The 13,965-nt window shown below is 47.6% G+C and carries 10 protein-coding genes, 1 tRNA gene and 1 pseudogene; 5 read left to right on the forward strand and 7 right to left on the reverse strand.

Going from position 1 to position 13,965, the window contains the following annotated elements; genetic code table 11:
* Positions 1-399 (forward strand): annotated as a pseudogene (locus Q7V32_RS08055) (hypothetical protein); the annotation flags it as partial.
* A 118-nt stretch (positions 400-517) separates the two neighbouring features.
* Here Q7V32_RS08055 and Q7V32_RS08060 read toward each other — a convergent pair.
* From Q7V32_RS08060 to Q7V32_RS08075, 4 genes are all read right to left on the reverse strand, one after another.
* Entirely contained in the window at positions 518-1,273 is a 756-nt protein-coding gene (locus Q7V32_RS08060) for a Y-family DNA polymerase (RefSeq protein WP_370691437.1), read from the reverse strand.
* A gap of 5 nt (positions 1,274-1,278) precedes the next feature.
* The gene (locus Q7V32_RS20805) at positions 1,279-1,656 is read right to left on the reverse strand and encodes a LexA family protein (protein ID WP_370691439.1); all 378 of its coding nucleotides are present in this window, start codon (positions 1,654-1,656) and stop codon (positions 1,279-1,281) included.
* 391 nt (positions 1,657-2,047) lie between these two features.
* Positions 2,048-2,677, reverse strand: coding sequence for a DsbA family protein (locus Q7V32_RS08070; protein ID WP_304896468.1), 630 nt, complete (start codon positions 2,675-2,677; stop codon positions 2,048-2,050).
* A gap of 624 nt (positions 2,678-3,301) precedes the next feature.
* A tRNA-Leu gene (locus Q7V32_RS08075) sits at positions 3,302-3,388 on the reverse strand.
* Positions 3,389-3,479: 91 nt separating this feature from the next.
* On the opposite strand from Q7V32_RS08075, the gene queA reads away from it, so the two are divergent.
* The 3 genes from queA to Q7V32_RS08090 all read left to right on the forward strand — a co-directional run bounded on the left by queA (position 3,480) and on the right by Q7V32_RS08090 (position 9,285).
* Positions 3,480-4,502, forward strand: coding sequence for a tRNA preQ1(34) S-adenosylmethionine ribosyltransferase-isomerase QueA (gene queA, locus Q7V32_RS08080; RefSeq protein ID WP_304896469.1), 1,023 nt, complete (start codon positions 3,480-3,482; stop codon positions 4,500-4,502).
* Between the two features lie 65 nt (positions 4,503-4,567).
* Positions 4,568-8,032, forward strand: a complete 3,465-nt coding sequence (gene mfd, locus Q7V32_RS08085) for a transcription-repair coupling factor (RefSeq protein ID WP_304896470.1) — start codon at positions 4,568-4,570, stop codon at positions 8,030-8,032.
* 152 nt (positions 8,033-8,184) lie between these two features.
* Complete coding sequence (locus Q7V32_RS08090; protein ID WP_304896471.1) at positions 8,185-9,285, forward strand: AI-2E family transporter; 1,101 nt, start codon at positions 8,185-8,187, stop codon at positions 9,283-9,285.
* A 25-nt stretch (positions 9,286-9,310) separates the two neighbouring features.
* On the opposite strand, the gene Q7V32_RS08095 is transcribed toward Q7V32_RS08090, so the two are convergent.
* The 3 genes from Q7V32_RS08095 to Q7V32_RS08105 are packed head-to-tail and all read right to left on the reverse strand — an operon-like array spanning position 9,311 to position 11,740.
* Positions 9,311-10,687, reverse strand: a complete 1,377-nt coding sequence (locus Q7V32_RS08095) for a PhoH family protein (RefSeq protein WP_370691438.1) — start codon at positions 10,685-10,687, stop codon at positions 9,311-9,313.
* Positions 10,688-10,732: 45 nt separating this feature from the next.
* A complete protein-coding gene (locus tag Q7V32_RS08100; protein WP_304896472.1) occupies positions 10,733-11,206 on the reverse strand; it encodes a peroxiredoxin in 474 nt (157 codons plus the stop codon).
* A gap of 9 nt (positions 11,207-11,215) precedes the next feature.
* Positions 11,216-11,740, reverse strand: coding sequence for a glycine cleavage system protein R (locus tag Q7V32_RS08105; protein ID WP_304896473.1), 525 nt, complete (start codon positions 11,738-11,740; stop codon positions 11,216-11,218).
* 177 nt (positions 11,741-11,917) lie between these two features.
* Here Q7V32_RS08105 and Q7V32_RS08110 point away from each other — a divergent pair, with 177 nt between their 5' ends.
* Entirely contained in the window at positions 11,918-13,678 is a 1,761-nt protein-coding gene (locus Q7V32_RS08110) for an SPOR domain-containing protein (protein WP_304896474.1), read from the forward strand.
* The last annotated feature ends 287 nt before the right edge of the window (positions 13,679-13,965 follow it).

A 13,965-nucleotide genomic window follows, 5' to 3' on the forward strand; every position in this document is an offset into this window, starting at 1 on the left:
GTGGTCAGCGAAGACTCGGTGCGGCGCAGCTTCAGCAAAGCGCCGGAAGAGGAAGTCATTCCTTGGTTACAAGGAAGCCTTCAGCGAGTCTATACACCGGTGTTGAGTGAGCCTTGGATTCTGGATGCGGATACCACGGTAAAGACGATTTACGGCCAGCAGGAAGGCGCAGAAGTCGGTTACAACCCGCATAAACCGGGACGCCCGTCGCACACCTACCACACGTATATGATCGCCAACCTGCGCTTGATTCTGGATGTGGAAGTCCGGAGCGGCAAACAAGTCGCGTCCAAGCACAGTGCCCCCGGGTTATGGGCATTACTGGAACGCCTGCCGCGTGAGCACTGGCCGACGTTGATCCGAGGCGACCGCGACTGGGGCACCGAAGCCAACGCTTAAAATCTTGGAAACGGAGCGCCAGCGAAGTGAAGATTTTTAGTCCCCGATAGCCGTAGCGCCGGGCGGGTTTTCGTAGCTTGCGGAGAAAACCTGCAAGGCATCGCGAAAGGGCGTTAAGTCATGCGAGAGCCAATGTTTCGACCCCTTGTTGGGTCGAAACGAGGCGACGCGGACGAATCGGGGCCGCCGGAGGCATCAGTGGTCGCGTATTTTTTTGCTGCTTGATTGGGCTGGGATGCCCAAAACAAGCTTTCGCAAAAATAGCGACTCCCCGAGTATTCAAGCGTTGGGCCAGACGCGTGCCTATGCCCCAGATTTTATTAACCGGCACCTGACGCATCAGTTTCGCTCTGCGCTCAGTGTCAGCGAGATCCACGACACCGGCAGTTTTAGGCCATTTTTTAGCAGCATAATTTGCAAGTTTCGCCAATGTTTTGGTCGGTCCCATACCGATACAGACCGGGACGCCGGTATTTTGAACAATGGTGCGCCGGATGTCCTGACCGTATGCGAGCGGATCCTTATCGCAGATACCTGTCAAATCCAGGAATGATTCATCGATAGAATACACTTCCAGTGTTGGCGAGAAGCTTTCCAGCAATGTCATGACGCGGGCTGACATGTCCGCGTACAGCGTGTAATTGGATGAAAACAGCGTGATGTGATGTTGTATTATCAAGCGGCTGATCTGATAGACCGGGGTACCCATTTTTATGCCGAGTGCCTTGACCTCAGGGCTTCTGGCAACAATGCAGCCGTCGTTGTTGCTCAGTACGGCAACCGGTTTGAGGGTCAAATCGGGTCTGAATACGCGTTCGCAGCTGACATAGAAATTATTGCAATCCACTAAAGCGATGCGTGTCTGAGCGGCCATAACCGTTAAACCGAATGAATCACGTTGGTGACCACGCCCCAGATGACCATATCCATACCGTCCTGAACGACAATATCGGGATAAGCCGGATTCTCGGCGCCCAGCACGATGACGTCACGCTCACTTTTTAAGCGTTTTACCGTCAGTTCGCCGTTTAGTGCGCAAATAATAATTTTACCGGTGACAGGTTCCAGCGACCGGTCCACGACCAGAATATCGTTGGGATGAATGCCCGCACCCAGCATCGATTCGCCTTCCGCACGCACAAAAAAAGTCGCGGCCGGTCTTTGCACCAGCAATTCATTCAGATCCAGCGTTTTTTCAATATAATCGTCAGCCGGGGAGGGGAAGCCGGCCGCCACTTTACCGCTGAATAAAGGCAAGGCTGTTTTCGGCGCGTCTCTGTCAGGCCGGAAAGTTTCGAATGAAACCGGGGTCTGCTGACTTTGCCGTTGACGTTGTTGCAGCAGATTTTTCAATTCCGGAATCATACTTTCCGGGACCCGGATCACCTGTGTCGTTTCACCGTAAACCGACGAGCCTTTTTTACGGCCTGCGCCGGATCTGGCCCCGCCGCGTGCATTTTGGTGTGTGATAAGAGTCATGGTGAGTTACTTTAATAATGTACACTTTTCAAAGTGACATATTAGCACTGATTGTAACTGTTCAGCGTGTTTTATATTGTGAGGGACATAAGCAAACAGCGTGCTGCGCAGGAAAGAGGGCAGCAGAACGTCTGTTTTTGGATCACCGGCCAATTTAAAAAGATAACGGCTACGCCCTGTTCAGCAGAACGGCTATTTCAGCCAGCATAGTTTGATGCGTGAAATAATCAACGGTAATCGCCGACTGCTGCTCATCATGCAGCAAGCGTAAGGACGGATAAGTCGTTACGCTCATGCCTCGTGACGTTTCAATGTCATGCTGTAAAGCCTGCTCAATCGCGGGACTCCGTATAGCACGAGCAAACGCAACCGTATCCAGGCCCACCTCCGCAGCGCATTGTTCAAGCGTGTCAAGCAGCGATGGATTTCGGGCCTGTTGGTAATAGGCTGACTGAATCGTTCGTAACAGCCGCGTCTCGCACTCAGAACCTTGTTGCCTCGCGGCCAATAAGGCCCGGCAGGCCGGATAGGTGGAGCGCACCGGCGTGGTCAATGTCCAGAAATCAAAATTGAACTGCACGCCGGGCACCGTTGTTTCAATGCGTCGCCAAGTCTGCTGAAGGGCCTGCTGCATCTCAATCGGCATCGGTGTGGTGGTGTCCGGTGCCAAACCGCCCAGGACATAATCAAACACTATCCCCGGCGGCAAGTCCCGCTGCAACGCCTTTAAGCTCGCGCTGAACGCATAGCACCAACTGCACATCGGGTTATGGATATACATCAAACGCGGTTCCGGCATGATCTTTCTCCTCAGTTATCGGTTACAGGACAGGGCCTTAAGACCGATCAAGCCTATGCGCCATGGTCTATAGACCCATACCCCGTTCAAGCCAAGCACGAAATTCAAGAGACAAAGGAAAAAAGGGGGCAAATATTAAAACCAATTGGTCTGTCGTCGCTTCTCTGCTCTTGGCTCCAGCAATTCTCAGATTGATCTTTTCGGCGTTATTTTGGGCTGGAAAAAGCCTTTTGAGGAACGCCGTAAACCCTTCCATGGGGGCTTGACGGCAGCATCCCTGCTGCCGACATCCTCAAAAACCTTCCCCCAGTCCTTTTTTCTCTTCAAATTGAGAATTGCTGGTATTGCATGGCCCGATAATCAACTAGCCAGTCTCCACGACCGGAAACCTGAGCGCGATTAATTTGTTTATTTCGTAGGGTTAAGTTTAAGGCTTTAGAAAAATACTCTTAAAAAAGCATGTTATGACACTAAATCCAAAGCCGGTTATATGCCGGTTTTTTTGCGACTGTTTTTCGGCAAGTGTTGCGGTTGTTTTTTTGGAAATGGGGCAAAATTGGGGAAAAATTATTTCAGGCATAAAAAAAGGACTGGGCCAAAAAGCCTAAGTCCTTATTTTATCTTTGGTACCGAGGGCCGGAATCGAACCGGCACGATGTTGCCATCACCGGATTTTGAATCCGGCGCGTCTACCAGTTCCGCCACCCCGGCAAAGAGCGGATAATATAATCAAAGACTAGGCGCATTGCAAGCGTATATTTGAGGTATTTTTCAGTTTAATAAACTGGTAACATCGCATGCCATGAAAAAGAGCGATTATTTTTACCAGTTACCAGAGCATCTGATAGCTCAAAGGCCTCTACCTGAACGCAGTGCGAGCCGACTCTTATATTTAGATTCTGCGAACGCCCAGATCAGGGACAAGCATTTTTCCGATTTTATTGATTTGGTCAGTTCTGACGACCTGTTAGTTTTTAATAACACCAAAGTCATTCCTGCCCGGTTGTTTGGCCAAAAAGCAACGGGCGGTAAAGTTGAAATTCTGATTGAACGGGTTTTGGGGGATGATCAGGCGTTGACTCATATCAGAGCGAGTAAAGCACCCAAGCCGGATTCGTTAATTATCTTGGAGCAGGGCTATTGTTGCCGCGTGCTGGGGCGTGATAACGATCTGTTTCATTTATCATTTCAATGCGATAAAAGTCTGTTGGAGATGCTGACGCAAATCGGTCATATTCCGTTACCGCCTTATATCGATAGAGCCGACGACCAAACCGACATCACGCGTTATCAAACCGTCTTTGCACAAGAGGAAGGTGCTGTTGCAGCGCCAACTGCGGGGTTGCATTTCTCTGAAGAGATACTTGAAAAGCTGAGAGCTAAAGGCGTTCCTTCGGCTTTTGTGACCTTACATGTGGGTAGCGGCACTTTTCAACCGGTGCGGGTTGAAGACCTTTCGCAGCATATCATGCATAAAGAATATTTTGCCGTACGCGAAGAAACTGTTAAGGCCGTTGAACAGGCTCGTGCCAGGGGAGGGCGTGTCATTGCGATAGGAACGACGTCAGTGCGGGCTTTGGAATCGGCTTCGCAATCAGGCTGTTTGTCAGCGGGTTTTGGCGATACCGAACTCTTTATAACGCCGGGCTATCAGTTTAAATCGGTGGATGCCTTGCTGACTAATTTTCACCTGCCGGAATCTACCTTATTAATGCTGGTTTCTGCCTTTTCGGGATATGAGAACATCATGAAAGCTTATCAGCATGCAATTGAGCAACAATACCGGTTTTTCAGTTACGGCGACGCGATGTTGTTGACACGCTGACCCGCTGCGAACGGTTTAAGGTATACTAACGCCTTTTTGAATCACCGTTTTAAGCGCGCCTGGATATGCCTGAAAATCCTGATTTATTTCACTCTGCTCAACTTCCTAAATCTCCCTCGCAACCCTTGATCTGGACAGGATTAAACGGATGCGGCGATTCGCTGGCTCTAGCTACCGCGATAAAACGTGAAAACCGACTGTTTTTGATCGTGACTCCGGATAATCAAACGGCCTTGCGATTGGAGCATGAACTGGCGTTTTTTCTGCAAAATCAGCTGCCGATTCTGCATTTTCCCGACTGGGAAACCTTGCCTTACGACGTTTTTTCTCCGCTCCCCGATATCGTTTCTGAACGCCTGAAAACTCTGGCTTTGTTACCCCAGGTTTTGCATGGCGCATTGGTGGTGTCGGTGGCAACGCTGATGCATCGCTTGGCTCCCCGTGAACATGTGCTGGCCAACAGTTTTTCGATCAAATTGGGCGATTTGTTTAATCTTGAATTGAATCGTATCAAGCTGGAAAGCGTCGGTTACCAATGTGTGTCGCAGGTTTATCAGCATGGCGAATTTGCGGTCAGAGGCTCGATTGTCGATTTGTTTCCGATGGGCAGCAAAGTCCCTTTTCGCATCGAATTATTTGATGAGGATATCGAGTCGATTAGAACCTTTGATCCGGAAACGCAGCTTTCGGTAGGCAAGGTCGAGGCGATTCATTTATTTCCGGCTCGAGAATTCCCCTTTACCGATGAGGCGATCAAGCACTTCAGGCAATCGTTCCGTATTCATTTTCCTGAAAGTTCGCCCAAAAATACCTTGTATCTGGACGTCAGCAAAGGCATAACGCCTGGGGGTATTGAGTACTATCTGCCGCTTTTTGTGGAAGCGACGGCAACACTGTTTGACTACCTGCCCAAGTCCACGGTTCTGGTTGCCAACGATGCCTTCGAGACCCATGCCCAGGGTTTTTATGCGGAAGCACAAGACCGTTATCAGCAACGTAAATACGATGTTGAAAGGCCTTTGTTATCGCCCGACTTGCTGTTTCTGTCAGCCGAAGAATTGCTGAATCGGAGTGGTGGCTTTACGCGGATCACGTTAAGACAAACGCTGCTGGCAAGCGAAAGTGCGGTCGACTTTAAGTGCAGGCTATTGCCTGATCTTACGATTGATGCCAAGCAAAAAGAACCGGCCCAGGCATTACGCAGCTTCATGGATGGATTCCCTGGCAAGGTGCTGTTTGTCGCCGAAACAGCCGGACACCGAGAGGGGGTTCAGGACAAACTCGCCAAAAACGGTATCCGTGTCAAACCGGTAGAGAATTGGGACGCCTTCCTCAAGTCCGAACAATCACCTTGTTTGCTGGTTGCGCCTATGGATCATGGGCTCTGGCTGGATCATCCGGCAATAGTTATTATCACGCAAAGCCAGTTAACCGGCGAGAAGGTCGAACAGCGACGCCGCAGAAAAAAATCGGCGGCCAGGGAGCTGGAAAATATCGTCAACAATCTCACTGAGTTGACTATCGGTGATCCGGTCGTGCATCAGGAGCACGGGGTGGGCCGTTATCTGGGTTTACAAACGCTGGAACTGGGCGGTGTGACTCAGGAGTTTTTGATGCTGGAGTATGCCGGCAACGACAAACTCTATGTGCCGGTGTCATCGCTGAATGTCATTGGCCGTTATACCGGCGTCAGCCCTGAAAATGCGCCTCTGCACCGATTGGGTGGGGATCAATGGGGTAAAGCCAAGAAGAAAGCGATGGAGCGGATTCGCGACGTGGCCGCTGAATTGCTGGATATCGTTGCCAAGCGTGCGCTCAAAAAAGGCCATGCTTTTGTGATTGATGATGCCGAATATCAGGCTTTTGCTGAGGCATTCCCATTCGAAGAAACGCCGGATCAGCAAACCGCCATTGAAGCGATTCTGGACGATATGCTCAGTTCAAGGCCTATGGATCGGGTGATTTGCGGCGACGTCGGCTTTGGCAAAACCGAGGTGTCGATGCGGGCTGCCTTTATTGCCGTTCAGGGTGGCAAACAGGTGTCTGTTCTGGTGCCGACAACCTTGCTGGCGCAACAGCATTATCAAAATTTTCGTGACCGGTTTGCCGACTGGCCGGTGCGCATCGAAGTCATGTCGCGTTTCGTATCGCCCAAGCAGCAACAGGTCATTATCAGTGATTTGGAGGAAGGCAAAGTCGATATCATTATCGGCACTCATAAATTACTGTCCAAAGACATCCGATACAAAGCTTTGGGTCTGGTGGTGATTGATGAGGAACACCGTTTTGGGGTGCGCCAGAAAGAGCATTTCAAAAAACTGCGCAATGAGCTAGACATCTTGACGATGACGGCCACACCCATTCCCAGGACTTTGAATATGGCCATGTCGGGTCTGCGCGATATTTCTATCATCGCCAGTCCGCCGCCCAACCGGCATGCGATTAAAACATTCATCAGCGAATGGATAGATTCGCAGATTAAAGAAGCCTGTCAACGCGAGATCAAGCGGGGCGGACAAGTATTTTTTCTGCACAATGATGTCAAGACCATGGAAAAAATGGCCCGCGAACTGGAATCATTGTTACCCGAAGCACGTATTGAAATTGCGCATGGTCAAATGCCTGAGCGCGAACTGGAAAAAATCATGCTGGATTTTTACCATCAGCGTTTTAACCTCTTGCTGTGTTCCACGATCATAGAAAGCGGTATCGATATCCCCAGCGCGAATACCATTGTAATCAATCGTGCCGACAAACTGGGCCTCGCGCAGCTGCACCAGTTGCGCGGCCGGGTAGGGCGCTCGCATCACCGCGCCTATGCCTATTTTATTGTGCCGCCCAAAGCCGCCATCAGTAAAGATGCGATAAAGCGGCTGGAAGCTCTGGAAGCTTCCGGTGATTTAGGCGCCGGTTTCATGCTGTCTTCTCATGATTTGGAGATTCGAGGCGCCGGAGAATTGCTGGGTGATGAGCAAAGTGGTCAAATCCAGGAAATCGGCTTTACCTTGTACACTGAATTGCTGGAACGCGCTGTCAATGCCATGAAATCCGGTAAGCAACCGGAACTCGATGCGCCGCTGGATATGGGCCCGGAAGTTGACTTACAAGCCCCGGCTTTAATTCCGGAAGATTATCTTCCGGATATTCATTCACGTCTGGTGTTATACAAGCGTATTGCCAATGCCGAATCTGATGAGGATCTGCGGGAATTGCAAGTCGAAATGATCGACCGTTTCGGGCTTTTACCTGAACCGGTTAAAACGTTGTTCAGCGTTGCGGAACTGAAACAGCAAGCAAGCGAACTCGGCATTAAAAAAATCGAGGCTAATGCAGCGGGCGGCCGCTTTGTGTTCTCGTCAGAACCGAAGATCAATACGGATCAACTGATCCGGCTCATACAAACCCAAGCTCAGATTTATAAATTTGACGGTGCCGACAAACTGCGGTTTATAAAGCCGTTTGCCGATGTCGGTGAAAAATTGATATTTATCACCGAATTGCTGAGCCAGCTTACCCCATTGGAAGCATAGGCAGATCAGATGAGTCGGGGAATCGGCTAACATTAGCGAGTAATTAAAATTGGGTAATTTCGATGTGGCCGCAATCTTGTCAGGCTTTAGAAACTTCGGTAAGCCAGTTCTATTAAGGTAGAATGTGCGAAAAATAATAATTATTATAAAAAATGACAACACAACCAGATTTTCCTGATTTTCGCCTGATCAAAAACTACATCAAACGGGTTTTGCCAAATTCTCAGGCGGTTGCCTTGTTACTTATCATACTGATCAGCTTAGGGCTTATCCTAACCTTATCTGATTTGCTGATGCCCGTGTTTGCTTCCGTTGTCCTGGCTTATTTATTGGATGGACTGGTCGAAAAATTGGTAAAACACAACATGCCAAGATTACCCGCTGTCTATCTGGTTTTTTCATGTTTTTTAGCGTTGCTTGGCTTCTTTATTTTCATTTTGATGCCGATGCTTTCCGGGCAGGCCATAGAGCTGGTTCATCATATTCCTGACATTATTAAACTCGTCCAATTTGAAATTCTGCGGCTTCCAGAAATGTATCCTCAATTCATTTCACTGGAAAGAATTCGGGATTTTATGTACACCTTACAAAAAGAGATTTTGACCTACGGACAAGGCGCTATATCGTTTTCCGCCGCTTCTGTGGTTGGTTTGGTCACTGCGATGATTTATCTTTTTTTAGTGCCGATGATGGTATTCTTTTTTTTAAAAGATAAACGGGTTTTGCTGAGCTGGTTTGTTCAGTTTTTGCCTAGAGATAGAGTGTTAACGCAAAGTGTCTGGCGTGAAGTGGATATGCAAATCGGAAATTATGTCCGGGGGAAATTTGCCGAAGTAATCATACTCATGTCTATCAGTTACGTGACATTTTCGGCAATGGGTTTGAATTACTCCATTTTGTTATCCGTATTGATGGGGCTGTCGGTCGTTATTCCCTATGTCGGCGCAACGTTGGTAACCTTCCCTGTTCTTGGGATAGCTTATTTCCAGTGGGGTATCATCAGTGACAATTTTATGTATATTGTCATTGCCTACAGTATCATTCAGGCGTTGGATGGTGTCGTATTAGTGCCTTTGTTGTTTTCGGAAGCGGTCAATCTTCATCCTATTGCCATTATTGTCGCCATTTTGTTTTTTGGTGGATTGTGGGGATTTTGGGGAGTGTTTTTTGCGATCCCGCTGGCTACCGTTGTTAAAGCGGTTTTAACAGCCTGGCCCCGGATTAGCGATGCCAATGACACCATTCAAGTATAAGTGAATGGTGATCAGCATTTTTGTTTTATAGAATTTCGGAAGCATAGTCAGCCAAGCGAGACCTTTCTCCTTGTCTTAATGTGATGTGCGCGCCGTGCGGCCAAGTCTTGAAACGATCTACAATGTAAGTCAGACCTGACGTTGTTGCTGTTAAATAAGGCGTATCAATCTGGCTCAGGTTACCGATACAGATTATTTTTGTTCCTGGTCCGGCACGCGTTATCAATGTCTTCATTTGTTTGGAGGTCAGGTTTTGAGCCTCGTCAATAATCAGGTATCGATTGAGAAAAGTGCGGCCTCGCATAAAATTAAGCGACCTGATTTTAATTCTATTCATGATCAGATTATTGCTCACGCCTTGTTGCCAGTCGGTTTGGCCTGACTGACTCCCAAGCAATTCCAGGTTGTCCATTAATGCGCCCATCCAGGGTGCCATTTTCTCCTCTTCCGTACCCGGCAGAAACCCGATGTCTTCTCCAACAGGTATGGTCTCGCGGGTCATGATGATTTCGTTGTAGGCTTTATTTTCCAGCGTCAACGTCAAGCCCGCAGCTAGCGCCAGCAAGGTCTTTCCTGTGCCTGCCGTGCCTAACAGCGTGACAAAGTCGATTTCCGGATCAAGGAGAACATTGAGTGCAAAATTCTGTTCTCTATTTTTGGCCGTGATTCCCCACACATTATTATGTGAGTTGCGAAAATCCCTAGCTAGTTCCAGAACAGCCGTTTTACCATCGCAGGAGCGAACAATCGCCTCAAAATTGGACTCGTTTTCTATGAAAAGGTATTGGTTGGGGTACCATCCTGCGACGAGCGGGCCTTGAAGTTTATAAAAAGTCCTGCCCAATTGCTGCCAGGATTCCATTTGGCTGCCGTGTTTTTCCCAGAAATCATCATCCAGCGCTGAAGAGCCGCTGTATAACAGGTTGATGTCATCCAGGGTTTGGTCATTATGATAATCTTCGGCATGAAGCGCCAGCGTGGCGGCTTTAATTCTCAGGTTAATGTCCTTGGAGACCAGGCAAACTCTGATATCCGGGTGCTGTTTGCTGAGCGCCAGAACAATAGCCAAAATTGAATTGTCAGCCAGATGCCCCGGCATTGACTCAGGTAACATTGACGACAGTTGACTGGTTTGAAAAAACAGTCGTCCCGCAGTCTTGTCCTCATGGTCAGGTGTATGTTCGATGCGGGATAGCGGCAGGCCCTCGGATAGCGTCTCAAAGGTTGCCCCCTGAATCAATTCATCAAGAAAACGGCTGACTTGCCTTACGTTACGTGCAACTTCAGACAGACCTTTTTTGCCATGATCGAGTTCTTCCAGAACAATCATGGGAATGAACAGGTTATGTTCCTGGAACCGGAAAATAGCCGTCGGGTCGTGCATCAAAACATTGGTATCCAAGACGAACAGTTTTTTTTGAGGGTCTAACGGCAGGTTCAGGTCTGTTTATGCCTTGAGTTGATTAATGGCGTCCAGGACTGCTTCTACATGGCCTTTAACTTTGACCTTACGCCATTCCCTGATCAACCGGCCTTCCGTATCGATTAGAAACGTGCTGCGTTCTATGCCTCTTACCTGTTTGCCGTACATGGATTTCATCTTTATGACATCGAACAAATTGCACAGCGTTTCATCGGGATCGGAAATCAGTTCAAATGGAAACGCCTGTTTGCACTTAAAACCTTCATGCATTTTTACGCTGTCGCGAGACACACCTAAAATAACCGTGTTAAGCGTTTCAAAATCGGTGATGTGATCACGAAATGCCTGGCCTTCCTGCGTGCACCCCGGCGTGTTGTCTTTAGGGTAAAAATAAAGCACAACATTTTTCCCCAACAGGTCTGCTGATTTAATTGTAGTGTTTCCGGTTGCCGCACCTTCAAATGGAGGAACGAATTCACCTAGTTTTACGGTTGTCATATCAATATCCTAACGTTTAATGGGCTCAAGAATAGCGTCAAGGTTTAGGTTATCGCAAAAATCTAAAAATTCTTCCCGTAATTGCAACAATCGTTGATCGGAGGGGATGGTGATAATTAATTTGGTCGATAAAATAGGCATTTGCGTATAAGAATCCAGATACCGACTGCTTTTAATTTCGATAATATGGATGTTATGCGTTGACAAGAAAGCAATCAGATTAAGCATGATGTCGCTTTGATCAATGGTCATGGCTTCAATCATGTAGGGTAAACCGGCTGGGTTTTCACCTTTCTTGTCTTGCCGATATTTGTAGATTTGGATTTTTAATTGTTTTTCCAGGTTCTCGAAAATATTTTCGAGTTTGGCGATGTGATTCCAGTTGCCTTCCACCAGCAGATATCCGGCGGTCATTCCTGACAGATCAGTGGCTCTAATCTCAAGGACGGCGCACTTGCACTGGTTGATGGCCATCAACAGTTGCTCAATATAGGCGGTACGGCTTTTTCCTAAGACGGTAAGGGCTAATTGCATAGTCTCTTTTCCATGGTTTTTGGGCGAAGTGTACCACTAAATACAACTGATTCAGAATATTAGTGGTGTTTTATACGCACTGGGTGTGATGTCTTTAAGCCCTTTAATTTCAACATTAGTCTGAGAAATTACTATAATTCCCCTATTATTTTTAAAGAAAAGTTTAAGAGAAAATCTATGGCCGATTCAAAAGAAGTCAAAACCAACGCTTCTTCAACCCCAAAAAGAACGGCAGGCAAGCCTCCCAGCTTTGCTGAAGATCTGGATTCAATGCTGGATGATGCGGCTTCATCATTCGATGAAGTGGGCGAGCTCATGGATGATGACGATGCAATAGACAAGTTGTTGATGGAAAATTCCCTGTCGTCAAAGGAAGACAGTGACGAGCAAGAGACTGACGAAGATTTGGATGCATTATTTGATGACGATGAACTGGCGCTTGATGAAAAAAATGACATTCGCTCAGACAAGGCTGTAACTGAAATAGATGATGATCAATTTGATGGCCTGGTTTCCGATGTGCTTGATGACTCTTTTGAAGAGGCATCGGTAATGGCTGAAATTGATGAATTTGATGATGCACTATCGGATAATTTGCTTGAACTTCCTGAGGCTAAAGTGGCTGATGAACCTATTGAAACCGATAAATCACCAATGAATGCTCTGGACGAAGATTTTACTTTAGCCAGCTTTGATATCGGTGATGATGACGAAGAACCTGAAGCTGATGCTTTTGATGATGAAACACAAGGCGTAATGGCAAGTGCTGAGTCCGAGTTAGATGATTTCGATATAGAAATTGATGAATTTGCAGATGATGAGTTTGCGGATGATGAGGTTGCTCGTCCGAAAGAAACTGTTCCGGCGGCCTTGTCAGATGACTCGGTCGATGAATTTCAGGAAACTGTTGACAGCAAACAAGATGAATCTGTCTTCAATGCCGCGGTAAGCGCTCAGATCAGTCAGTTATTCAGTGAGCTTGAAGCTATCAAACATAAGCAGGCGGCACTTGCTGAACCGGCCGGTACCGATAATTCGGAGGAGTTCGAGCAGCTCAAAAAAGCTCAGAAAACCTTAAAAGCACAACTAGATGAAAAAATTGTAAAGCTGCCAACGATCAGTTATTCAGCCTTGGGTGTCGGAATGCTTGGCTTGATTTTGGGAGCCCTGTCTACCTACATGGTTGTGAGTTCACAATCAGAGTTAAGCTCAGTTTCTGAATCGGTGTCGACGTTGGAAGATGACATGGGGGCACTCATTGTCAAAACCGGTCAAAAGGAAATGGATGAGTTGAAAGCAACCGTTGAGCAATTATCGCAACAAGTTGCCAGTTTGACTTCGGCTACTAACCCTGTTCCTGTATTGCCGGCCACTCAACTGGCGGCGGAAGCCCAGAAATCAGCAGAATCTGTCCCGGTTGTAGTGGCTGGAAAAGCGTCTGAACCGACAGGTAAAACGCCGGATGATTCAAAAGAGAAAGTCAGTGTTACCGAAACAGCGGCGCCTGAATCGACTGCGCAGATAAAAGAAAATGATGCGTTAAAAACTAATGAGTCTGCTCCATTACCCGCTGAAAAACTTCCAGAGGCAATCAAGCCGCAAGAAAAGCCAGTAGATCAACAAAGCCCTAAAAAAACCGTTCGACCAGCAGTAAAGAAACCTGCGCCGAAACCGGTCGTCAGGAAAGCAAAAGCTTCCAGTTCTAGAGGGTGGGCGGTCAATTTAGTCGCATTTCGTCAGGATTGGTACGCAGAAAGAAAAGCGGCTGAATTCGCGCGTCAAGGTATACCTGTTCGAGTGGTGCCCGTAGAGAAGCAAGGTGAAATGTGGTACAGACTGGCCGTTCCTGGTTTTGTGGAAAAAAGTGAAGCACAGGCCTATGCGGTCCGATTGAAAAAAGCTTTAAATTTGGATTCTGTATGGGTTGGCCAGGAATAAAGAACCCGACTCGCAAAAGCAGCAATTCTCAGTTTGATATTTTCAGCGTTATTTTGGGCTGGGAAAAGCCTTTCGAGGAACGCCGTAAACCCTTCCATGGGGTCTTGACCGCAGTATGACATCCTCAAAAAGCTTGCCCCAGCCCTTTTTTTCCTTCAAATTGAGAATTGCTGCCAGCAAAAGTGAGCCTTTTCTTTCGCGGATTCAACTATCAATAGGCAGTATTGAATAAGTGATTGGGTCAAATATAAATTAGGGTTTATCTTAAGTTTAAATTAAGATGCCCC

The sequence above is a fragment of the Methylicorpusculum sp. genome (assembly GCF_030651835.1).
In the GTDB taxonomy this organism is placed as follows: domain Bacteria; phylum Pseudomonadota; class Gammaproteobacteria; order Methylococcales; family Methylomonadaceae; genus Methylicorpusculum.